The sequence below is a fragment of the Nonomuraea recticatena genome (assembly GCF_039533245.1).
Taxonomy (GTDB): Bacteria; Actinomycetota; Actinomycetes; order Streptosporangiales; family Streptosporangiaceae; genus Nonomuraea; species Nonomuraea roseola.
The window spans coordinates 1-22,231 of the sequence record NZ_BAAATE010000017.1 but is presented as its reverse complement, the minus strand read 5'-3'; the positions used below and the strand labels follow the sequence as shown (position 1 = coordinate 22,231).

Genomic DNA, 22,231 nt, shown 5'->3' with positions numbered 1-22,231 from the left:
CGCCGTACCAGGTGGCGAAATCTGGCAGATCATGCCGGTGAACGGCCGCGCGAGCCAACATACTGTGCCCGCAATGGCCTGCGGGGAAGCCACCGAAGCGACAGAGCGGAGGCGGTCTCATGGTTTTGGGTTGGACGAAACACGGAGACGGCAAGCATCTGGCCCCCGGAGAGGTCGTCAGGCCCGACGAGCGGCTGACCTGGCCCCGCATGGTGGGGTTCGGCGCGCAGCACGTGATCGCGATGTTCGGCGCGACGTTCGTGTTCCCGCTGGTCATGGGTCTCGACCCGAACACCGCGATCATGATGTCCGGCATCGCGACCATCCTCTTCCTGCTGATCGTCAAGGGGAAGGTGCCCAGCTACCTCGGCACCAGCGCCTCCTTCGTCGGCGGGGTGCTGGCGGTCAGGGCGATGTTCGGGGGTGACACGGCGGGCGTGGACGCGATCGTCACAGGGGCGATCCTGGTCGCGGGACTCGTGCTCGCGCTGGCGGGCCTGGCGATCCACGTGCTGGGTGTGCAGATCATCCACAAGATCTTCCCGCCGGTGGTGACCGGTGCGGTGGTCATGCTGATCGGGTTCGGCCTCGCCTTCGTGGTCGCCGACGTCTACTGGCCGCAGGACCAGTGGATGGCGCTGGTCACGATGGTGATCACCTTCGTGGTGGTCGTGGCGTTCAAGGGCTTCACCGGCCGGATCGGCATCCTCATCGGGCTGGTGGCGGGGTTCGCGCTCTCCTGGGTGGCGGACAGGATCTTCGGGAACATCACCGCCTTCAACGCCGCCACCAGCAAGATCGACACCCATCCGAGGGTCAACCTCGGCGCGGTGGCCGACGCGCCGTGGATCGGGCTGCCACCCATGCACCTGCCCGACTTCAGGACCTCGGCCGTGCTGCTGGTGCTGCCCGCGGTGATCGCGCTGATCGCCGAGAACATCGGCCACGTCAAGGCGGTCGGCGAGATGACGCGCACCGACGTCGACCCGTACATGGGCCGCGCGGTCGCCGCCGACGGCGTCGGCACCATGATCACCAGTGCGGTCGGCGGCTCGCCCACCACCACCTACGCCGAGAACATCGGCGTCATGGCCGCCACCCGCGTCTACTCGACGGCGGCGTACTACATCGCGGGGATCATCGCCATCCTGTTCGGCCTGTGCCCGAAGTTTGGCGCGCTGGTGGCCGCCACGCCCGGCGGTGTGTTGGGCGGCGTCACGGTCATCCTCTACGGGATGATCGGTCTACTCGGCGCGAAGATCTGGATCGAGAACAGGGTGGACTTCTCCGACCCCGTCAACATGGTCCCGATCGGCGCGGGCATCATCCTGGCGATCGGACCGGTCAAGCACGTGATCAGCAGTGACTTCATCCTGGACGGCATCGCGCTCGGCACCGTCGTGGTGGTGGCCGGCTACCACCTGCTGCGCGCCATCGCGGGACGAACGCATGTGAGGGAGCGCACCGGTTGAAACCCGCTCCGTTCGACTACTACGCCCCCCGCGACCTCGGCGAGGCCCTCGACGTGCTCGCCGAGGCGGGGGAGCACGGCAAGGTGCTGGCCGGAGGTCAGAGCCTGATCCCGCTGCTCAACATGCGCCTGGCCGCCCCCGAGCGGCTGGTCGACATCAACAGGATCGCCTCGCTCGAACCCTTCGAGGTCACCCCCGACGGCGTGCGGATCGGCGCGCTGGCCAGGCACTCCCAGGTGGAGCGCTCGGAGGGGATCGCCGCGGTCCAGCCGCTGCTGCGCCAGGCGCTCAGGCTCGTGGCGCACCCGGTGATCCGCAACCGCGGCACCGTCGTCGGCAGCCTGGTGCACGCCGACCCCGCCGCCGAACTCCCGGCCGTGCTGGCGCTGCTGCGAGGGTCGGTACGGCTGGCCCGCGCGGGAGGCGTCCGCGACGTGCCCGCGGGCGAGTTCTTCACCGGGCCGCTGGAGTCGGCGCTCGAACCGGGGGAGCTCGCCGTCTCCGCCCACTTCCCCCGGCTGCCCGAGCGGACGGGCAGCTCGTTCGTCGAGGTGGCCAGGAGACACGGCGACTACGCGCTGGCAGGAGTGGCCGCCGTGGTCACGGTGGACGACGACCTGCGGGTGAGCGAGGCGAGGGTGGTGTGCGTCGGGGTCGGGCCCGTCCCTCTGACGGCCGACGTGAGCGAGTGGTGCGAGCGGCGCCCCGCCTCGACCGTCGACTGGGCGGCGGTGGCGCGGGCCGTACAGGATCGGACGGAACCTGAGGCCGACATCCACGCGACGGCCGAGTACCGCAGGCACCTGGTCGGGGTGCTGGCCGTGCGGGCACTGACGGAGGCGGCGAGACATGCGCTATGACATCACGCTGGTGGTCAACGGCATCGTGCGCAGGGTCGGCGTGCCGGCCAGGCGGCTGCTGTCGGACTGCCTGCGCCACGACCTCGGCCTGACCGGCACGCACGTCGGCTGCGAGCACGGCGTCTGCGGGTGCTGCACCGTGCTGCTCGACGGCGAGCCGGTGCGCTCCTGCCTGACGTTCGCGGTGACCGTGGACGGCCGGCAGATCACCACGGTGGAGGGCCTGGCCGGGCCCGAGGGCATGTCGCCCGTGCAGCGGGCCTTCGCCGAGTGCCACGGGCTGCAGTGCGGCTTCTGCACGCCGGGCTTCCTGTGCACGGTGACGGCGCTGCTGAGACAGAACCCGACGCCGACCGACGAGGAGGTCCTCGAGGGGATCTCCGGCAACCTGTGCAGGTGCACCGGCTACCAGAACATCGTCAAGTCGGTCCACAGGGCCGCCGAGCTGATGGCCGAGGAGGAGGGGCGATGACGACGCGGCTGTTCGGCGAGCGCGTCCAGCGCAAGGAGGACCCTCGTCTGCTCACCGGGCAGGGCCGCTTCCTCGACGACCTGGGCCCCGACGCGCTGGCCGTCGCCTTCGTCCGCTCCCCTCACGCGCACGCCCGCATCCTCGACATCGACGTCTCGGCCGCCCTCGACGTGGAGGGCCTGGTCGCCGTCTACACCTGGGAGGACCTGCCGGGCCTCGTGGCCGAGCCGCTGCCGCTGCTCATCCCGCACCCCGCGCTCACCCACGGCCGCACCGCCTACCCGCTGGCCAGGGAGGTCGTCAGGCACGTCGGCGAGCCCGTCGTCATGGTGGTCGCCGAGGACCGCTACCTCGCCGAGGACGCCTGCGCGCTGATCCGCGTCGACTACGAGCTGCTCAAGCCGGTCGTCGGCATCGAGGCGGCGGTCCACAGCGCGGCGCTGGTGCACGAGGACGTGCCGGGCAACGTGGGCGCGCGCCTGGTGCAGGAGGTCCCCTCCAGGTCGGGGCAGAGCGCCCGCGAGGTCATCGAGAGCGCGCCGCACACGCTCGCCTTCAGGCTCGACATCGAGCGCAGCGCGAGCTCGCCGCTGGAGGGGCGCGGCGTGCACGCCCGCTGGGACGGCACCGACCTGCGCGTCCACTCCTCCACCCAGACCTCCACCAGCGTCAGGATGGCGATCGCCGCCAAGCTCGGCCTGCCCCTGCCGCACGTCGAGGTGATCGCGCCCGACGTCGGCGGCGGGTTCGGGGTCAAGATCGTGCACCCGTGGCCGGAGGAGATCCTGGTGCCGTGGGCGGCCATGCTGCTCGACCGCGAGCTGAAGTGGACGGAGGACAGGCGCGAGCACTTCATCTCCTCGGCCCACGAGCGGGGCCAGGTGCAGTTCGTGCGGGTCGGCTTCGACGACGACGGTCACGTGCTCGGCCTCGAGGTGACGATCCTGCACGATCACGGCGCGTACACGCCGTACGGGATCATCGTGCCGATCATCACCTCGACGCAGCTGCTCGGCCCCTACAAGATCGGCTCCTACCGGGTCGAGTTCTCCTCGATCTACACCAACACCGTGCAGGTCACGCCGTACAGGGGGGCGGGGCGCCCGCAGGGCGTCTTCTGCATGGAAAGGACGATGGACAAGATCGCGGCCCATCTCGGCAAGGACCGCACCGAGGTGAGAGCGGCCAACTTCATCCAGCCGTCGGAGTTCCCCTACGACCAGGGCATGATCTTCCAGGACGGCCGTCCTCTCATCTACGACAGCGGCGACTACCCGGCGATGCTGGCCAAGCTGAAGGAGCTGATCGGCTGGGACTCCTTCGTGCCGAGAAAGGGTCTCGGCATCGGCATCGGCTGCTACGTCGAGGGCACAGGGGTGGGGCCGTACGAGGGCGGACACGTGCAGGTCACCTCAGACGGGCGGGTGCACGTGTCCACGGGCCTCACCTCGCAGGGCCAGGGCCACGAGACGGTGTTCGCGCAGATCGCGGCCACCGAGCTGGGCGTGCCGATCGAGCGGATCTCCGTCGTGACGGGCGACACCCGCAGGTTCGGCTACGCCGTGGGCACGTTCGCCTCGAGGGCGGCCGTCGTCAGCGGCAACGCCATCGCCCTGGCCTGCAGGAAGGTGCGGGACAAGGCGCTGAGGATCGCCGCGGAGGCGCTGGAGGCCGACCCCGCCGACCTGGAGATCAGCGACGGTCTCGTGCACGTCGCCGGCGCGCCCGGCGCCTCGATCCCGCTGTCCACGGTCGCGGTGCTGTCGAACCCGCTGCGCTACTCCTTCGACGCCGAGACCGCGCGCGCGGGGCAGTTCGCCGGCGGCGCCTCCTTCGACAGGCCGCCCGTCGCGGAGGGGGAGGAGCCCGGTCTGGAGGGGCGCGACTACTACTCGCCCCTGCGCTCCACCTTCGCGGCGGGCATGCACGCGGCGATCGTCGAGACCGATCCCGACACCGCCGAGATCCGCGTCCTGCGTTACGCGGTCGTGCACGACTGCGGCAGGCTGATCAACCCCATGATCGTCGAGGGGCAGATCCACGGCGGCGTGGCGCAGGGCGTGGGCGGCGCGCTGTACGAGCGGATGGCCTACGACTCCCACGGGCAGCTGCTGAACGCCTCGTTCATGGACTTCCTCATGCCCTACGCCACGGAGATCCCGCACATCGAGACCGACCACCTGGAGACGCCTTCCCCGCTGAACCCCCTCGGCATCAAGGGGGCGGGGGAGGCGGGGGTGATCCCGGTGGCCGCGGTGATCGCCGGCGCCGTCGAGGACGCCGAGGGGCTGCCGATCGACAGGATGCCGATCTCACCCTCGGAGCTGTTCCACCTAAGATCCGGTGGATGACCGAGCTGCGCGCCCAGGGAGCGGGCCTGACCGCCATGCCCGCCGTGCCCGACGACGTCCGCCTGATCGACCTGGCGTGGAACCGGCTCACCGAGCTGCCCGCCCGGGTGGGTGAGCTGTCCGCGCTGGAAGAGCTGCGGCTCGACGGCAACCTGCTCACCTCACTACCGATGCTGCCTCCTTCGCTGCGGGAGCTGCACGCCGACGGCAACAGGCTCACCTCGCTGCCCCCGCTCCCGCCGTCCCTGGAGAGCCTGTTCGTGTACGGCAACGCGCTGGAGCGCCTGCCCGCGCGCCTGGGCCCGCTGCGGCACCTGGCTGCCGGAGGCAACGGCCTGGAGGAGGTCCCCGACCAGGTGTGGCGGCTGACCGGCCTCCGGTCGCTCAACCTGGCGGAGAACCGGCTCACCCACGTGCCCGGCGCCATCGGCGGGCTGAGCGGGCTGCGGATGCTCGACCTCGGGCACAACGCGATCAAGGAGATCCCCTCGGAGATCGGGAAGCTCGACCTCACCGGCTACCTCTACCTCAGCGACAACGGATTCACCCGCGTGCCGGCCTCCATCGGCGGCCTGCGCAGGCTCACCTATCTCAACCTGACCGACAACAGGCTCACCGCGCTGCCCCCGTCCATCGGCGACATGGCCGCGCTGAAGGAGCTGCGCCTGTACAACAACGCGCTCACCGGTCTGCCGCCCTCCATCGGGCGCCTGGCCGAGCTGCGCGAGCTGCACCTGCAGGGCAACCATCTCACCTCGCTGCCCGCGCTTCCCCCCTCGCTGCGCGTGCTCGACCTGCGCGACAACCACCTGTCGCGGCTGCCGGAGACGATCGGAGGGCTGACCAGGCTGGTCCACCTCGACCTGCGCAACAACCGGCTCAGGGAGCTCCCGGCAGGGCTGCTGGGGATGACCGCGCTGGAGAAGCTGGACCTGCGCTGGAACAAGCTCGACGGCGACCCGGCCGAGCTGCGCGCCCTCGAGGCCAGGGGCTGCGTCGTCCTGCGCTGAACCCTGCCGATCGAACGATCGAACGCCGCCGATCGAGCCCTGCTGATCGAATCGTGCTGATTGAACTCCGCCGGGTGGGCGCGCGTACCTCCGGGCGTGATGACATATCTCCGCATAGCGGCATTCGCGCTCATGGTCGCGGCCTGTTCGCCAGGCGACGGCGGCAGTGGCTCCTACGGCGCGGCCGTCCAACCGGCGACGGTCGAGCAACTGGCCGCCAAGGCCGGCTGCACCCCGCACATCCAGATCGACGCCAGCGAGCTCAGGCAGGGCCACTGCGAGACGGCCGACGGGGAGTTCTTCCTCACGACGTTCACCACCCAGCAGGGCAAGGACGCCTGGATGGACACCGCGCCCGAGTACAACCCGCACCTCGTCGGACCGCTGTGGACGGCCCTGTCGAGCAGGCCGGTGCTGGAGCGGGTGCAGCGCAGGCTCGGCGGCGACCTCCACCTGAAGGACCACAGGGTCAAGGGCTGACAGGCTCGGGCAGGTCGCGCATGGTGCGCAGCGGCGACAGCAGCAGCGGGATCACCGACAGCGGCACCAGCGCGCAGGCGATCCACATCGCCGGCACGATCCCGAGGTGCTGGCCGAGCAGTCCGCCGGCCAGCGCGCCCAGCGGCAGCACGCCCCACACCACGAAACGCATCGTCGCGTTCATCCTGCCCAGCAGATGGTCGGGGGTGATCGCCTGGCGGAAGCTGAGCTGCCCGACGTTGTAGACCACGATGCCCACGCTCACCACGAACCAGGCGAACGCGTAGAGACCCAGCCTCCAGTCACGCTCGGTCAACGGCACCAGCAGCACGAACGGCGTGGTCAGCAGGTTCGACAGCCAGATCGCCCTGGCCGAGCCCACCCACCGGGAGAACGGCCCGACCAGCGCCGCGCCGACCAGCCCTCCCACGCCCGCCGCCGCGAACAGCAGGCCCATCACGCCTGGCGTCACCCCGACGACGTTGACGAGGAAGAGCACGGCGAGCGCGTTGTTCATGGAGTTGGCGAAGTTGGCGCTGGCCGTACAGGCGGCGATCATGCGCAGGATCGGGTGGCCCAGCACGAAGCGCAGGCCCTCGCCGATCTCCTTGACCAGCCCGCGCCGCTCCTGGGCGCTCGGCACGTCGCGATCGGACCTGATGCCGGCCAGCAGCGCCCCCGACAGCGTGAAGCTGATCGCGTCGACCAGGATCGCCACGGGCGCGGTGACGAGCTGGACCAGCCATCCGGCGACGCCGGGGCCCGCCACCTGGGCGCCCGAGCGGACGATCTCCAGCTTGGCGTTGCCTTCGAGGATCTGGTGCCGCTCGACCAGCGAAGGCAGGTAGCTCTGGTAGGCCACGTCGAAGAAGACGGTGGCCACGCCGGCGCCCAGGCCCACCGCGTAGAGCTGCGGCATCGACAGCACGCCGAGCCACCAGGTCACCGGCACGGAGAACAGCAGGACGGCCCGCGCCAGGTCGGCGGTGATCAGGATCCGGCGGCGGGCCATCCGGTCCACCCACACGCCCGCCGGCAACCCGATGAGCAGGAAGGCCGCCGTCTCCGCGGCCACCAGCAGGCCCATCTCGAACGGCGTCGCGCGCAGGGCCACCACCGCGACCAGGGGCAGGGCCACCATGCTCACCTGCGTGCCCACCTGGCTGATCGTGTCGGCGCCGAAAAGGAGCATGAAGGCGCGGTGCCGGAAGAGAGTCACCTGCGCATGGTGCCCAACGACCGGAGCGCGATCAACTCGAATAGTCATGCCCTACTCATGACAAAGCCGGGGTGTGGGTTCACGATGACGCCACAAGCCGACCAACAGGAGGGGGCGCGCCATGAGTCGACACTTCGACCGCATGCGCTACCACATCGCCGACGACCCTGAGGCGGGAGGCAGGCCCCGGCCGCCTGGTGCGTTCACCGGCATCGCACCTGGACTGGAGTCCGTCGCGCCGCGCTTCACCTCCAACGAGGCCGCCGCGAGGTTCTACCTCGACCACAAGCTCGCGGAGGAGCCCGAGACCGCGGGCTTCAGGGCCGCGCTGGCCACCGAGTCACCCGCCAGGGTGCCCGACCTCACGCTCCGATCCTCCCGCCAGACCCCCGCCTCCGGCACCACGCTGGTCCGCTTCGACCAGACGCACGCGCAGATCCCGATCTTCGGCAGCGACGTGCTCGTCGAGCTCGACCAGTCGCGCGAGCTGGTGGCCATGGACGCCAGGCTGGCCGAGGTCAGCGGCGCGCCCGACGTTCCCACGCTCGACGCGCCCGCCGCCGTGGCCGCCGTCGCCGCGGCCACCGGCACCGCGATCGAGGGCGCCGGTTCGATGCCGCCCGCTCTCACCTACTACCTCGACGACGCCGGGACGTGGCACCTGGCCTGGCACCTGCACGGGCTGCCGGCCGTCCTGCCCGAGGCCAGGCCGGGGCCAGGTCACACGGGCCACGGCATGGAGGACCCCTCGCCCCGCGAGCTGTACCCCCGCGTCGACTACCTGGTGGACGCGCAGGACGGAGCGATCCTGTTCTACTTCGGGGTCACGCCGACCGTGGACGTGCCCACGAAGCTGCGCGGCGTCGACGAGAACGGCGTGCACGTCGACCGGATCTGGGGCGACAAGCTGGGCTCGGGCTTCGCGCTGCGCGACAGGCTCAGGAACATCGTCACCTTCGACCTGGCCCTCGGCGACCTGGCGGAGAACCCTCAGCTGACCGACCCGGTCCAGGTCAACGACCCCGACCTGGGCGAGAAGTTCAAAGCCGCCGTCTCGGCCCACGCCAACGCCACGAAGGTCTTCGACTTCTACCGCGGCGTGCTCAGCCGCGACAGCGTCGACGACCAGGGCATGGCGCTGACCTCCGTCATCAACTGCATCTTCAGCCCGCACGGGCCAGGGCCCGAGTGGAAGAACGCCGCCTGGTTCGACAACCGCATGTGGTACGGCCAGATGCGCAACCCCGCGGGCGTGCTGGTCAGCACCGCCCGCTTCCTCGACGTCATCGGGCACGAGCTCACGCACGGCGTCATCGACACCTCCAGCGGCCTGGTCTACAGGAACCAGCCGGGGGCGCTGAACGAGTCCTTCGCCGACATCCTCGGCATCACGATCAGCAACTGGTACGAGGCCGAGACGCCGGAGAACGTCGCGGGCTGGAACTGGGAGCTGGGCAGGGGCTGGCGGCCCACCGGCGCGGGGCTGCGCTCGCTCAGCGACCCCGTGGCCTTCGGCCAGCCCGCGCACATGCGCGACTTCGTGCACACCACCGCCGACAACGGCGGCGTCCACATCAACAGCGGCATCCCCAACAAGGCGGCGCACCTGCTGTTCACCGCCACCACCGCGCAGGGGACACCGGTCCTGGACGCCAGGGACTGGGTCGTCCTGCTCTACCTGGCGATGGTGCGCCTGAGCAGGCTCGCGCTCTTCACCGACGTGCCCGTCGCGTTGAGGGACGTGGCCAAGGTCTACCTCGCGGGCAGCCCGAAGCAGCTCGACCCGGTGCTGGCGGCGATCGAGTCGGCCTACTCGGCCGTCGGCATCGAGTAGCCCCGCCTCGTCCAGGGAGAGCGCGCCCTCCCTGGACGAGTCCCCGCGCCCGGCGGATCCTGAACGTGGTTCGGGCCCCGGATCTTCGGCGGTCAGACGGCCCTGCCGGGGAACATCGGGCTGTCCGTCCGGCGGTCGAGATCGTCAGGGCGTACGGGCGCCGGCAGCCGGCCTGCGGGGAGGGGCGGTCGAGGCGCGAGGGACGAGCTCATGGCCGGTACGGCGGCGCCGAGGCCGTGAGGCGGGCGGTCTGAGCACCAGCTCGAGGGCCTGGGCGCCCATCGCCACCATCGGCAGGCGCACGGTGGTCAGCCCCGGATGGACGTCGGCGGCGACGGGGATGTCGTCGAAGCCCGCGACCGAGACGTCCGAGGGGACCCTGCGGCCCGAGTTCAGCAGCCAGGACAGCGCCCCGACGGCCATGGGGTCGTTCAGCGCCACCACGGCGGTGAGCCCCGGGTCGCGCCGCAGCAGGCGGGCGGCCGAGGAGGCGCCGCCCTCGCGGGTGAAGTCGCCGTGGATGACGGGAACGGCCGACCAGTCCAGGACGGAGGAGGCGGCGGCCCTCAGCCCCGACAGGCGGTCCTCGACCGTGGTGAGGTTGGCGGGGCCCGCGACGACGCCGATGCGCCGGTGCCCCAGGCCGAGCAGGTGCTTCATGATCGTCACACCGCCGTTGACGTTGTCGGGCAGCACGGCGTCGACGGGCAGACGGTGGCGGCCGATGACCGCCACCCGCCCTCCCGCGGCGGTGAAGGAGCGCACCTCCGCGGCGATGTCGGCCTCGGCCGCCGTGCCGATGTAGCCCGAGCCCGCCAGCACGATGGCGTTGACGCGGTGGGCGCGCAGGCTGCGGATGCGCGACAGCTCGGCGTGCGGGTCGCGCTGGGTCTGGCTGATCAGCGCCATGTAGCCGCGCTTCTCCGTCTCGCGCAGCACGCCCCTGGCGATCTCGCCGAAGTACGGGTCGCCGACGTCGTGGACGATCAGGCCGACGATGGCCGCCTGCCCGCCCGCCAGAGCGCGGGCGTGGCTGTTGGGCACGTAGCCGACCTGGGCGGCGACCGCCTTGACATGGGCGGCGAGGGTGGCGCTGACCCCCGTGCTGTCGTTCAGCGCCCTGGAGGCGGTGGCGAGGGAGACACCGGCGGCCTCGGCGACGTCGATGAGGCGCGGTGGGGAAGGACGGTCGGACATGCGAGCGCAACCCCCTTGTCGCACCGCTGAAACGGTGCAATCGTGACGCGAAAGCGCTTCCGAAAGCGCTCCCTCTCCACCAAGCACCCGAAGACCGCCGAACGCAAGAAGTCCGCAGCCGAAGTCTCGGAGAGCGCCACTGCCGGCGAAGGGCCGGGACGCGCTCCACCAGCAAGGTGACAGGAAGTCCCCGGAGGTCCCTCGAGGTCCCTGGAGGTCGCGAACAATGGTCAGTTTCCGGAACGGTGTGGCAGCGCTGGCACTCACCAGCTTGGCGATCTCGGCCTGCGGCGGCGCCGCCCAGGAGGCGGCCGCGCCCTCCGCCACCGCCGCGGGCCCCGTGAAGATAGGCATCTCCCTGCCCCTGACAGGTGACTTCTCCGAGCCGGGCAAGGGCATCCAGGAGGGCTACCAGGTCTGGGCCGACATGGTCAACGCCAAGGGCGGGCTGCTCGGCAGGAAGGTCGAGCTGATCTTCCGCGACGACGCCTCCGACCCGAACAAGGTCAGCTCCGACTACGAGTCGCTCATCTCCCAGGACAAGGTGAACCTGGTCTTCGGTCCGTTCTCCTCGCGCCTGGTCATCCCCGCCGCGCAGGTGGCCGAGTCGTACGACATGCTCTTCGTCGAACCGGCGGGCGCCGCCAAGGAGGTCTTCGAGCAGGGCTTCGAGCGACTGTTCTACGCCGCCCCCGCCATCGCGAGCGACCACTACAACTACCTGGCCGAGTACCTGCTCGCGCTGCCCGCCGACAAGAGGCCGAGGACCGCCGCCTACGCCAGCCTGGACGACCCGTTCGCCATGGGCACCGCCTACGGGCTGCGCGACAAGCTCGCCGCGGGCGGGATCAAGACCGTGGTCGACGAGGTCTACCCGCCGGAGACGACCGACTTCGCCCCCATCGCCGCCAAGATCGCGGCGGCGAAACCCGACCTCGTCGTCGGCGGCACCCAGTTCGAGGACTCCGTCGGCCTGGTGCGCGCCCTGCAGGAGCTCGGCTCGCAGCCCAGGATGGCGGCCTTCTCCACGGGGCCGACGCTGGCGGAGTTCCCCGCGGCGGTGAAGGGCGCGGCCGAGCACATCGTCTCTCCCGTGGGCTGGGCGGTCTCCTCCGGCTTCCCCGGCAACGACGCCTTCGTCAAGCGCTACAAGGAGATGTTCAAGACCGACGCCAACGAGGACGCGGCCAACGGCTTCACCGTCGGCCAGATCGTGGAGGCGGCGGTCAACGCGGTCAAGTGCGTCGAGCAGACGAAGGAGTGCCAGACCAAGCTGGCCGACCACATCCGCCAGGGCAGCTTCGAGACCATCGTCGGCCCGCTCTCCTTCGACGACAAGGGCAGGCCCGAGCAGGCGCACATGATCCAGCAGTACGTCGACGGCAAGGTCGAGATCGTCCTGCCCGAGGGGTCGAAGGCGCAGACCGCCAAGCTCGTCTACCCGAAGAAGGAATGGTGACCCTCCTCCTGCAGGGGCTGGCCCTGGGCGTGCTGACGGGCGGCCTGTACGCGCTGCTCGCCTCGGGACTGTCGCTGTACTTCGGGGTGATGCGGGTGGTCATGGTGGCCCACCCGGCGTTCCTGTTCCTGGCCGCCTACCTGACCTACACCCTGCACACCGCCTTCGGCCTCGACCCGCTGCTGGCGCTGCCGGTGACGGTGCCGCTGTTCTTCGCGCTCGGGGTGGCCGTGCAGCGCCTGCTCGTGGCCAGGCTGGCGCCGGAGAACCTGCCGATGATGTCGGTGCTGCTCACCTTCGGGCTCGCGCTGGTCATCGAGGGGCTGCTCGGGACGGTCTACACGGGCTCCTACAAGTCGGTGAGCATGGACTACGCCACCAGGTCGCTGACGCTGGGCGCGGTGCGGCTGCCGTACGACAGGATCGTGGCCTTCGCGGTGGCCGCGCTGACGCTGGCGGCGCTGTTCGCGATCCTGCTGAAGAGCAGGTTCGGGCGCGCGCTGCGCGCCACCATCCAGCACAGGGAGGCCGCGCGGCTGGTCGGCATCAGGACCGAGCGGGTCACGGGGTACGGCTTCGGCGTCGGCCTGGCCACGGCGGCGGTGGGCGGGTCGGTGCTGGCGCTGATCACGCCCTTCTTCCCCGCCGCCCACTGGGCGTGGATCGGCAAGCTCATGGCGATCATCGTGGTCGGCGGCCTGGGCAGCGTGCTCGGCGCGGCGCTGGCCGCGGTGATGCTGGGCGTGATCGAGAGCCTGGTGCTGGTCACCGTCGACGCCACGTGGGCGACGATGATGTTCTACGTCTTCCTCTTCCTGACCCTCATCGCCCGCCCGCAGGGGTTCTTCGGAGGACGGCTTGCACAACGCTTCTAGGTACGCGCTTCTGGCGGCAGGGGTGGCCCTCGCGCTGGCCTACCCGTGGATCGTGCCCAACCTCTACCTGCTGTACGCGGGCGTGCTGACGCTGATGTACGCCGCGACCGCCACCTCGTGGAACATCCTCGGCGGCTTCACCGGCTACGTCTCGCTCGGCCACTCGGCCTTCTTCGGCCTCGGCGCGTACGGCACCGGCCTGCTCATGACCCGCGCGGGCTGGTCGTGGATCCCCTCGCTGATCGGCTCGGCGCTCGTCGTCGCGCTGTTCGCCGCGCTGGTCGGCGTGGCGGCCGTCAGGGTGCGCGGCGCCTCGTTCGTGATCGTGTCGATCGCGCTGGTGTCGATGACGAACCTGCTGGTGCAGGGCTGGCGCTCGCTCACCGGCGGCTCGACGGGCCTGCGCGTCCCCTCGCCCTTCCCCGACCTCAACAGGGGGCAGAGCCACTTCGCCTTCTTCTACCTGTTCCTGGCCCTGCTCGCGCTGGTGATGCTGACCTGGTGGTTCATCTCCAGGTCCCGCTACGGCGCGGGCCTGCGCGCGATCAGGGAGGACGAGGACAAGGCCGAGTCGCTCGGCGTGCCCACCGCCGCCTTCAAGGTCACGGCCTACGCGCTGTCGGCGCTGTTCGTGGCGCTGGCCGGAGGCCTCTACGCGCTGTGGTTCCGCAGCCTCGACCCGATCTTCGTGTTCTCGATCCTCATCGGCTCCTACATGGTGCTGATGAGCCTGCTCGGCGGGGTGCGCCACCTGTTCGGCCCGCTGCTCGGCGCGCTCATCGTCGCGCCTGCGGGGGAGTACTTCCTGGTCGCACTCGGCGAGACGCAGGTCCACCTGGCGGCGGCGGGGCTGCTGCTGGTGCTGGTCGTGCTCTTCATGCCCGAGGGCATCATCCCCGCCGCCGCCAGGCTCGTCCGCAGACCCCAGCAGGCCTCGATCAGGGAGGAGGCGGCCGGATGAGCTCGCTCAGGACCGCGGGGCTGACCAAGTCGTTCGGCGGCGTCAGGGCCGTCGACGACGTCACCGTGGAGATCGCCGAAGGCAGGATCAACGGCCTGATCGGGCCCAACGGCTCGGGCAAGACCACCTTCTTCAACCTCGTCACCGGCCTGATCAGGCCGGACGAGGGCAGGGTGCTCTACCGCGACCGCGACATCACCCGCTACGCGCCGCACCGCATCGCGCACGTGGGGCTGGGCCGTACCTTCCAGCTGTGCAGGGTCTTCCCCCGCATGACGGTGATGGAGAACATGCTGGTGGCGGTGCGCCGTACGCGCCTGCGCGAGCTGCTGGCGGGCACCCACGCCACGGGCGAGGTCGAGCGGGCCCGCCACTGGCTGACCCGCATGGGCATCGAGCACCTCGAACGCGCCGAGGCCCGCAACCTCTCCTACGGCCAGCAGAAGCTGCTCGAACTGGCCGCCGTCTTCATGGGCGACCCCGATCTGGTCCTGCTGGACGAGCCCGCGGGCGGCGTGAACCCCGCGCTGATCGAGCGGATCGTCACCCTGGTGCGCGACCTCAACGCCGAGGGCCGCACCTTCCTGGTCGTCGAGCACAACATGGACATGGTGATGGGCATGTGCGACCACGTGATCGTCTTCGACAGGGGAGCGCCGATCGCCGAGGGCCCGCCCTCGGCGGTGCGCGCCGACCCTCGCGTGCTGGAGGCCTACCTCGGTGTCTGAGATCGTGCTGGCTCTGAACGACCTCGAGGCGGGATACGGCAGAGCCGCCCTCGTCCTGCGGGGACTGTCGGTCACCGTCGAGGCGGGGCAGGTCGTCTGCCTGGTCGGGCCCAACGGCGCGGGCAAGTCCACCGTGCTCAGGGTCGCCAGCGGCCTGCTGGCCCCACGCTCGGGCACCGTGGTGCTGTCGGGCGAGGACGTCACCGGCCTGGCCCCCCAGGACCTGCTGACCAGGGGCCTGGCCCACGTGCTGCAGGGCCACAGCGTCTTCCCCGAGATGACCGTCGCCGAGAACGTCCTGCTCGGCGGCTTCACCGTGCGCGACGGCGCGCTGCTGGCCAGGCGCGCCGAGCGGGTCAAGGAGCTGTTCCCCGTCGTCGGCGAGCGGTGGGGGAGCATCGCGGGGCTGCTGTCGGGCGGCCAGCAGAAGCAGGTCGAGTTCGCCCGCGCGCTGATGCTGGAGCCGAGGGTGGTGCTGCTCGACGAGCCGTCCATGGGGCTCGACCCCAGGACCACCCAGACCGTCTTCGACCAGATCGACCTCATGCGCCGCACCGGCGTCGCCGTCCTGCTCGTGGAGCAGAACGCGCGCAGGGCCCTGGAGACGGCCGACGTCGGCTGCGTGCTCGACCTCGGCACCGTCCACATCTCAGGGCCCGCTCGCGACCTACTGGCCGATCCCCGTCTGGGCGCGCTGTACCTGGGCGGCGCCGCCAGGGGCTGAGATCCGCTTCCTGAACACCCAGTACGTCCAGCCCTGGTAGCCCAGCACGAACGGCAGGATGGCCAGGCCGATCCAGGTCAGGACGTTCAGCGTGTAGGGGCCCGACGCGGCCTGCTCCAGGGTCAGGCCCGGCATCGGCGCGCCCGCCAGCGTCCCGAACAGCGCGGCCGAGGCCAGCGCGATCGCCCCCGCGGTGGCGGCGAAGGCCCAGCCCTCCCTGCGCCGCCAGATCAGCGAGCCGCCCGCCGCCAGCAGCGCCATCGCCGTGCCCGCCGCGATCCACACGGCGCCGGAGCCCTCGCGCGGAATGGACGACAGCGCCACGATCCCCAGGGGGATGACCGCGACGAGCGTGCCCATGGCGGCCGCGCGGGCGCGCCGCCGTACCACGCCCTCGGTCCTGAGCGCGAGGAAGACCGCGCCGTGCAGGAGGCAGACCGCCAGCGAGAACGCGCCGCCCACCAGGGCCGCCACCCCGCTGTCGAGCAGCACGTCGGCGAAGACGGCCCCCCACAGGAAGGCGGGAAGCGCGCTGCCCGCCGCGATGCCGACGTCGGCCCATGCCCTGTCGGAGGAGTGCTCCAGCTTGCCGCGCCACTCGAGGGCCACGCCGCGCACGATCAGCCCGGCCAGCACCAGCGTGAGCGGCAGGTAGAAGGAGCTGAGGAAGCCTGCGTACCAGGCGGGGAAGGCGGCGAACATCGCGCCCACCGCGGTGATCAGCCAGACCTCGTTGCCGTCCCACACCGGGCCGATGGTCTGCAGGACCTGCTTGCGCTGGCCCTCGTTCCTGCCGAGGAAGGGCGACAGCATGCCGACCCCGAAGTCGAAGCCCTCAAGGACGAAGTAGCCGGTCCAGAGAAAGGCGATGATGACGAACCACAGATCGATCACTGCGTTCTCCTCAGTACATCAGCGACGGTTCGCGCACCGGCTCGACGGCCGGCGCAGGGGGCAGCTCGGGGCCCTTCCTGACGCTCCTGACCAGCAGGACGACCTCGGCCATGGCGAGCACGCCGTACAGGAGGGTGAACAGGGTCAGCGAGGTGGCCACCTCGGCCAGCGACACCCCCGGCGAGACGCTGGAGGCGGTCAGCAACTCGCCCGCCACCGTCCACGGCTGGCGGCCGATCTCGCTGAGCAGCCAGCCGCCGATCACCGCGAGCAGCGGCAGCGGAAGGGCCAGCACGAGCGCCTTGGCGTACCAGGGGGGCACCTGCCTGCGCCTGCGGGTCAGCCAGAGGCCCAGCACCGACAGGCCCACCGTCGACAGGCCGAAGCCGAGCATCACCCGGTAGGACCAGAAGACGACCTCCTGGTTCGGCCGGTAGTCGCCGGGACCGAACTTCTCCTCCAGCCTGCGCTGGATGTCCTCGCTGCCCTGGACGGTGGCCTCGAAGTCGTTGGTGGACAGGAAGCTCAGCAGCTTGGGGATCTCGATGCCGGGCAGCACGTGGAACGGCGCGCCCTTGGTGTCGTGGGTGAGGCCCTCGGCGGCGGCCAGCTTCATCGGCTGCTGCTCGTACATCAGCTTGGCCGACATGTCTCCGCTGCCCGCGACGACGGCCCCCGCGATCGCCGTCATGACCAGGGCGCCGCGCAGCGGGCTCCTGAAGGTGGTGTCGCCCTTGAGCAGCCGGTGGCCGCTGACCGCCAGCACGAACCCGCCCGCCACGATGAAGCTGGCCGCGATCACGTGCGGCACCTGGGCCAGCGCGGTGGAGTTGGTCAGCACCGCCCAGAGGTCGGTCATCCTGGCCCTGCCGTCCACGACCTCGTAGCCCACCGGGTGCTTCATCCAGGCGTTGGCGGCCAGGATGAAGTAGGCCGACAGGTTCGAGCCGATCACCGCCGCCCAGATGGTGGCCAGGTGGACCCTCTTCGGCAGCTTGTCCCAGCCGAAGATCCACAGACCCAGGAACGTCGACTCCATGAAGAAAGCGAGCAGCGCCTCCAGCGCCAGCGGGGCGCCGAAGACGTCGCCCACGAACACGGAGTACTCACTCCAGTTCATGCCGAACTGGAACTCCTGCACGATGCCCGTCACCACGCCCATCGCGAAGTTGATCAGGAAGAGCTTCCCGAAGAACTTCGTCAGCCGCAGGTAGTGCTCCTTGCCCGTGCGGTGCCAGGCGGTCTGCAGCCCGGCCACGAAGACGCCGAGGCCGATCGTCAGCGGTACGAAGAGGAAGTGGTACACGGTGGTCACGCCGAACTGCCACCGTGCAAGGTCTAGTGCTTCCATGATCCCCTCACGGGCTTGGAGCTCTACAGCTTGTAGTTCTACTAAAAGTAGTACTACGACTCGTAGAGCAATGCGACGAGGAGGGGCTGCGATCTTCGTCACAGGCAAGCTCAAGGGGTGCGAGGCCGCACACCTCGCACCCCTTGAGGGTCCCCCGGTCACCCCCCCGGGCTCCCGGCCCGGTCGTCCCCCCGGGGACAACGATGGCGGGCAGGGGGCTTCGCGCGCGTCACCCGCGCGGCGGATTCCTCGCTACTTCGCCCGGCGGAGGGCCGCCTTCAGATAGGCGTCGAGGTTGCCGAGCTCGTAGCCGCGGCGCTTGATCTTGTCGACCAGGATCCTGAAGTCCCTGGCGAGGTTGGGCCTGAAGTGCAGCAGCAGGATGTCGCCGGGGCGCAGCCTCTTGTCGGGCACCTGGTAGGCGATCTTGCCGCCCGGCTGGACCGTCGCCGTCCACAGCAGCAGCGCGTCAAGGCCGCAGGCCTTGGCGGCGCGCCGGGTGTCGGCGTTGTAGTTGCCGAAGGGCGGCCTGAACAGCGTGGGCCGCACCCCGACCTGCTTGGCGATCAGCCTGGAGGTGCCGCACAGCTCCGCCTTCTGCGCCTGGTAGCCGAGCGTGCGCAGGTTGGGATGGGTCAGCGTGTGGTTCTCGATCGGCACGCCCGCGTCGCGCAGCCGGCGGACGTAGCCCCACTTGCCCCTGCCGACGAAGCGGCCCTGACCGCCCGCGGGGTCGGGCGCGCCGAGCGCCTCGACGGCGTCGCGCATGACGAAGGCGGTGATCGGGATGCGCTGCTCGCGCACCTGGCGGACGAAGCCGGGGTCCTGCTCCCAGCCGTCGTCGATGGTCAGGAACACCACTTTGCGCTGGGTGGGAATGGAGCTGATCACCGGCGGCAGCGAGCCGCTCGGCGGGATCCTGCCCACCTCGCCGGCTCTCGGCGTCGCGCCGGGCGGGCCCAGCTCCTGGGCGGAGGGCTGCGGCCGCTGCGAGGCGGCCGGTGACGAGGCCGAGCCCGGCTCCTTGGCCTGCTCCGTCGCGCAGGCGGCCAGTAATGCCGCCGCCGTGACGCCCGCGCCCGCGCGCGCCAGGCGCGTTCCCCCGAATCGCCCCGTGACCATGAAAGCCCATCCTGCCATGACCAAGGTCGCATTCTCGGCGTGAGTTGACATGAGGAAGGGGAGGGTCGCTGCCTAGAGTGGCCATGTGAAGGTCGCAGGCAGTGCGGTGCTCGGCATCGACAGAGATCGTGTGTGGGACGCGCTCCAGGACCCGGCGGTGCTGGTGCGCACCATCCCGGGCTGCGAGCGCCTGGAGGAGACCGGGCCCGGCACCTACCGGATGACGGTCAGCGCGGGCGTCGCCTCCATCAAGGGCGTCTACCAGGGAGAGGTAGCCCTCTCCGAGCCGCTGCCGCCCGAGCGCTTCGTGCTGAGGGCGCGAGGACAGGGCGCGCCCGGCACGGTCGAGGCGACCGTGGAGGTACGGCTGGCCGACGTGGACGGCGGCACCAGGATCGACTACGACGCGGAGGCGGTGGTCGGCGGCATGATCGGCGGGGTGGGGCAGCGGATGCTCGGCTCGGTCGCCAAGCGCACGGCGGGCGACTTCTTCTCCGCCGTGGAGAGCCACCTGATCTCCCCGCCCGCGGAGGCGACCGCGGCAGGGAGCGGCTCGGCCGCCCCGCCGGGCGCCGGGCTGCCGTCCGGTACGCCCGTGCCCGCTCTCGCCGCGCCGGCGACGGCGCCAGGGCCGGGGGGCGGGCAGGTCTTCGAGCGGCCGTCCCAGGACAGGCAGCACACCCAGACCCGCCCGTGGGTCATGCTCGCCGCCTTCGGCATGGGCGCGGGCATCGCCCTCGGCAGCGCCGCGATCGGCTGGGTGCTCGGCAGGGCGGGCCGCCGCTAGCGCCTTCGGACCCGGGCGGGACGCGGCGAGTTAGCGGCTCTCGATCGTCACCTCACGCGCGGTGGGCCAGGCGCGCTCGAGCTCCCTGGCCAGCACCGTGGTGAGCTCGGCGACGTCGGCGGCGGCCGTCGCGTGCATCGCCTCGGCCACGATCAGGACCGAGCTCGTCGTGTCCCTGACGGCCGAGTAGCCGCTCTGCCTGTTGGTCCAGCGGCGCGCGTGCGCCCGCCCCTCGGCGTCGGCGAAGATCACCTCGCCGGGGTCGGGCTGCTCCACCTCGCCGCCGAAGGTCAGGTAGGTCTCCTCGCCGACGGCGTGGCGCACCTCCAGGCCGCGGGCGACATGGGCGAGGTCGAAGACCGCCACGGGGACGGCGTAGGCCAGCGAGACCGCGTTGCACAGGTCGATCAGCGGGTGGATGCGCGGCAGCGACCCCTCCTTCCTGAAGCGCCGCAGCAGCGACTCCGACGCGCACCTGTACTGGGTCGGCTTCAGCCCCATCTTCGAGAAGGCGCGCCGCCAGGCCTGGATCTCGGGCAGGTCCGCCTCCGTGCCGGCCGCCAGCCGCTCCTTCGCCACGGCGGTGAAACGCTCCAGGTCCGGAGCGGCGTCGGGGGTGATGCCCTGCGCGAAGACCACTCCGGCCGCCAGCTCGGGGAAGGCGGACCTGATCTGCGGCGAGTGGTGGAAGTCCATGAGGCGGCTCCTGAAGATCGGTGAAGGCGAGTCGGACGCCGAGGGCGACAGGCGTCCATGCGGGCCTTCACTCTCGGCGTCGAAACCACCCTCTCGCTACAATGGCCTGATGAACAGGTCCAAAGCGGAGCCTTTTGAGAGGTCCAATGCTGCGGGTCGGGCGATGCCGTTAGATGATCTCGAGGTTGGCCATCATGGCCATGTCCTCGTGTTCGGCGTTGTGGCAGTGGAACAGGTAGCGGCCGCGGTAGCCGTCGAAGCGGGTGATGATCTCCACCCCCTCGCCCGGCCGCAGGGAGACGGTGTCCTTCAGGCCCGCGTCGTGGGGCAGCGGCGGGCGGCCGCCGCGCGAGAGCACCCGGAAGCCGACCAGGTGCAGGTGGATGGGATGGTGGACGTCGGCGACCAGCCGCCATATTTCGACATCACCGAAACGTGTGGTGACGTCGGCGCGGGCGGGGTCGAACGGCTGCCCGCCGATCAGCCAGCCGTGGCCGCCGTGCATCCGGCCGACGCCGAAGGAGAACTCGCGCACCCTGACGGCGTCCGACCGGCGCCAGGTCGGCAGGTCGGTGGACAGGACGCGGGGGATGCGGCTGTCGTCGGTGGCCTTGCGCGCGATGCGGAAGGCCATCACCTCGCGGGTGCGGCCGGAGCCCAGCCGGTTGACCATCCTGACCAGCCCGCCGACCGGGACGCCCGAGAAGTCGATGATCACGTCGTAGCGTTCGGCGGGCGCGATCGGCAGCAGCCGGTGGGTGACCGGTGCGGCGAGCAGTCCCTGGTCGGCGCCGATCTGGACGAGATCCAGGCGGCGTCCTTCGTTGCTGACCGCTTCGAGTTCGTAGTGCCGGGCGTTGGAGGCGTTCAGGATGCGCAGCCGGTAGCGGGCCGCGTCGACCTCGTGCACCGGCCATGGCGCGCCGTTGACCAGGATCACGTCGCCGAGGACTCCGGCCAGATAGGGCTCGCGAACGCCCGGCCGCTCGCGCAGGGTGGGGTCGAGGGAGGGGTAGTCGAGGCTGCCGTCGGCGGCGAACGCCCGGTCGGCGATCATCAGCGGCAGTTCGCGCGGCCCCGCGGGCAGGCCGAGTGAGTCCTCGGCGTCGTCGCGGACGATCTGCAGCCCGGCCAGGCCCCGCCAGATCGCGGGGGCGGTGAAGTCCATCCGGTGGTCGTGGTACCACAGCAGCGTCGGCCGCTGCTCCAGCGGGAAGGTGTAGTCCCGCGTCAGCCTGGTCACCACGGCCCGCGGATCGTGCATGCCGTGCGCGCCGTGCGCGGAGCCGTGCCCGGTGTGCGGGGCGGCGTCGGGCCAGCCTTCGGGCAGGACCAGGTCGGTCGGGTAGCCGTCGGAGGCCGCAGGGGTGCGTCCGCCGTGCAGGTGCACGACGGTCGGCACGGGCAGTTCGTTGCGGTGCGTCACGGTGACGGGCCGGCCGCGGCGCGACTCGATCGTCGGACCTGGGAAGGCGCCCTCGTACGTCCACAGCGGCGTCCTGACGCCGGGCAGGATCTCCGCGCTCGCCTCGCGCTGGGTGATCTCGTAACGGTCGACGCCGCCTGAGGTGCTGACCGGCTTCAGCACGGCGGGGATCGGCAGCGGCAGCTGGAAGGGCGGCGGCAGCGGCACGGCGCTGCGCAGTTCGGCACCGGTGACCGAGGGGCGGCGGGCCAGCGCGGCCGAGGCCGACAGCCCGGTGGCCGCCATCAGCCCGAGCGCCCCACCGATGCCCAGC

General features: G+C 70.9%; 20 protein-coding genes. 13 read left to right on the top strand and 7 right to left on the bottom strand.

The features are described 5' to 3' along the window. Positions 1-119: 119 nt before the first annotated feature. The 6 genes from ABFX50_RS28620 to ABFX50_RS28595 all read left to right on the top strand — a co-directional run bounded on the left by ABFX50_RS28620 (position 120) and on the right by ABFX50_RS28595 (position 6,645). Complete coding sequence (locus ABFX50_RS28620; RefSeq protein ID WP_183646154.1) at positions 120-1,472, top strand: uracil-xanthine permease family protein; 1,353 nt, start codon at positions 120-122, stop codon at positions 1,470-1,472. After that, on the top strand, positions 1,469-2,332 hold the full coding sequence (locus ABFX50_RS28615; RefSeq protein ID WP_346150505.1) for an FAD binding domain-containing protein: 864 nt from the start codon (positions 1,469-1,471) through the stop codon (positions 2,330-2,332). Before ABFX50_RS28620 ends, ABFX50_RS28615 begins: the two co-directional genes overlap by 4 nt. Continuing rightward, positions 2,322-2,804, top strand: a complete 483-nt coding sequence (locus ABFX50_RS28610; RefSeq protein ID WP_346150503.1) for a (2Fe-2S)-binding protein — start codon at positions 2,322-2,324, stop codon at positions 2,802-2,804. Before ABFX50_RS28615 ends, ABFX50_RS28610 begins: the two co-directional genes overlap by 11 nt. Next, on the top strand, positions 2,801-5,155 hold the full coding sequence (cutA, locus tag ABFX50_RS28605; RefSeq protein ID WP_346150501.1) for an aerobic carbon-monoxide dehydrogenase large subunit: 2,355 nt from the start codon (positions 2,801-2,803) through the stop codon (positions 5,153-5,155). The genes ABFX50_RS28610 and cutA overlap by 4 nt, the downstream gene beginning before the upstream one ends. After that, a complete protein-coding gene (locus ABFX50_RS28600) occupies positions 5,152-6,165 on the top strand; it encodes a leucine-rich repeat domain-containing protein (RefSeq protein ID WP_346150499.1) in 1,014 nt (337 codons plus the stop codon). Before cutA ends, ABFX50_RS28600 begins: the two co-directional genes overlap by 4 nt. Positions 6,166-6,264: 99 nt before the next feature. Next, complete coding sequence (locus ABFX50_RS28595) at positions 6,265-6,645, top strand: hypothetical protein (protein WP_346150497.1); 381 nt, start codon at positions 6,265-6,267, stop codon at positions 6,643-6,645. On the opposite strand, the gene ABFX50_RS28590 is transcribed toward ABFX50_RS28595, so the two are convergent. After that, positions 6,635-7,864, bottom strand: a complete 1,230-nt coding sequence (locus ABFX50_RS28590) for an MFS transporter (RefSeq protein WP_346150494.1) — start codon at positions 7,862-7,864, stop codon at positions 6,635-6,637. The two genes, ABFX50_RS28595 and ABFX50_RS28590, sit on opposite strands and share 11 nt — an antisense overlap. Before the next feature lie 121 nt (positions 7,865-7,985). Between ABFX50_RS28590 and ABFX50_RS28585 the strand changes: the two genes are divergently transcribed. Then, positions 7,986-9,698 (top strand): M4 family metallopeptidase, encoded by a 1,713-nt coding sequence (locus tag ABFX50_RS28585; protein WP_346150492.1) that lies wholly within the window; start codon positions 7,986-7,988, stop codon positions 9,696-9,698. A 144-nt stretch (positions 9,699-9,842) separates the two neighbouring features. Here the strand turns inward: ABFX50_RS28585 and ABFX50_RS28580 are convergent, their stop codons facing one another. Further along, entirely contained in the window at positions 9,843-10,895 is a 1,053-nt protein-coding gene (locus tag ABFX50_RS28580; RefSeq protein ID WP_346150490.1) for a LacI family DNA-binding transcriptional regulator, read from the bottom strand. A gap of 247 nt (positions 10,896-11,142) precedes the next feature. Here ABFX50_RS28580 and ABFX50_RS28575 point away from each other — a divergent pair, with 247 nt between their 5' ends. From ABFX50_RS28575 to ABFX50_RS28555, 5 genes are read left to right on the top strand one after another with little or no spacing between them, the layout of a single operon-like run. Next, entirely contained in the window at positions 11,143-12,354 is a 1,212-nt protein-coding gene (locus tag ABFX50_RS28575) for an amino acid ABC transporter substrate-binding protein (protein WP_346150488.1), read from the top strand. Then, complete coding sequence (locus tag ABFX50_RS28570) at positions 12,348-13,229, top strand: branched-chain amino acid ABC transporter permease (protein WP_346150486.1); 882 nt, start codon at positions 12,348-12,350, stop codon at positions 13,227-13,229. Before ABFX50_RS28575 ends, ABFX50_RS28570 begins: the two co-directional genes overlap by 7 nt. Beyond that, positions 13,213-14,190, top strand: coding sequence for a branched-chain amino acid ABC transporter permease (locus ABFX50_RS28565; protein WP_346150484.1), 978 nt, complete (start codon positions 13,213-13,215; stop codon positions 14,188-14,190). Before ABFX50_RS28570 ends, ABFX50_RS28565 begins: the two co-directional genes overlap by 17 nt. Beyond that, a complete protein-coding gene (locus ABFX50_RS28560; RefSeq protein ID WP_346150482.1) occupies positions 14,187-14,918 on the top strand; it encodes an ABC transporter ATP-binding protein in 732 nt (243 codons plus the stop codon). The genes ABFX50_RS28565 and ABFX50_RS28560 overlap by 4 nt, the downstream gene beginning before the upstream one ends. Then, positions 14,911-15,642 (top strand): ABC transporter ATP-binding protein, encoded by a 732-nt coding sequence (locus ABFX50_RS28555; RefSeq protein ID WP_346150480.1) that lies wholly within the window; start codon positions 14,911-14,913, stop codon positions 15,640-15,642. The genes ABFX50_RS28560 and ABFX50_RS28555 overlap by 8 nt, the downstream gene beginning before the upstream one ends. Here the strand turns inward: ABFX50_RS28555 and cydB are convergent. From cydB to ABFX50_RS28540, 3 genes are all read right to left on the bottom strand, one after another. Continuing rightward, on the bottom strand, positions 15,586-16,536 hold the full coding sequence (gene cydB / locus ABFX50_RS28550; RefSeq protein WP_346150478.1) for a cytochrome d ubiquinol oxidase subunit II: 951 nt from the start codon (positions 16,534-16,536) through the stop codon (positions 15,586-15,588). The two genes, ABFX50_RS28555 and cydB, sit on opposite strands and share 57 nt — an antisense overlap. Positions 16,537-16,546: 10 nt before the next feature. Beyond that, entirely contained in the window at positions 16,547-17,887 is a 1,341-nt protein-coding gene (locus ABFX50_RS28545) for a cytochrome ubiquinol oxidase subunit I (RefSeq protein ID WP_346150476.1), read from the bottom strand. A 252-nt stretch (positions 17,888-18,139) separates the two neighbouring features. Next, a complete protein-coding gene (locus ABFX50_RS28540) occupies positions 18,140-19,009 on the bottom strand; it encodes a polysaccharide deacetylase family protein (protein WP_346150474.1) in 870 nt (289 codons plus the stop codon). 85 nt (positions 19,010-19,094) lie between these two features. Here ABFX50_RS28540 and ABFX50_RS28535 point away from each other — a divergent pair, with 85 nt between their 5' ends. Continuing rightward, positions 19,095-19,796, top strand: coding sequence for an SRPBCC family protein (locus tag ABFX50_RS28535; protein ID WP_346150472.1), 702 nt, complete (start codon positions 19,095-19,097; stop codon positions 19,794-19,796). 30 nt (positions 19,797-19,826) lie between these two features. Here ABFX50_RS28535 and ABFX50_RS28530 read toward each other — a convergent pair whose 3' ends face one another. Next, positions 19,827-20,492: a B3/B4 domain-containing protein gene (locus tag ABFX50_RS28530; protein ID WP_346150470.1), complete on the bottom strand. Its 666-nt coding sequence runs from the start codon at positions 20,490-20,492 to the stop codon at positions 19,827-19,829. A 169-nt stretch (positions 20,493-20,661) separates the two neighbouring features. Continuing rightward, positions 20,662-22,231 (bottom strand): multicopper oxidase family protein (locus ABFX50_RS28525; protein WP_346150468.1); only part of this gene is annotated, 1,570 nt, incomplete at its 5' end.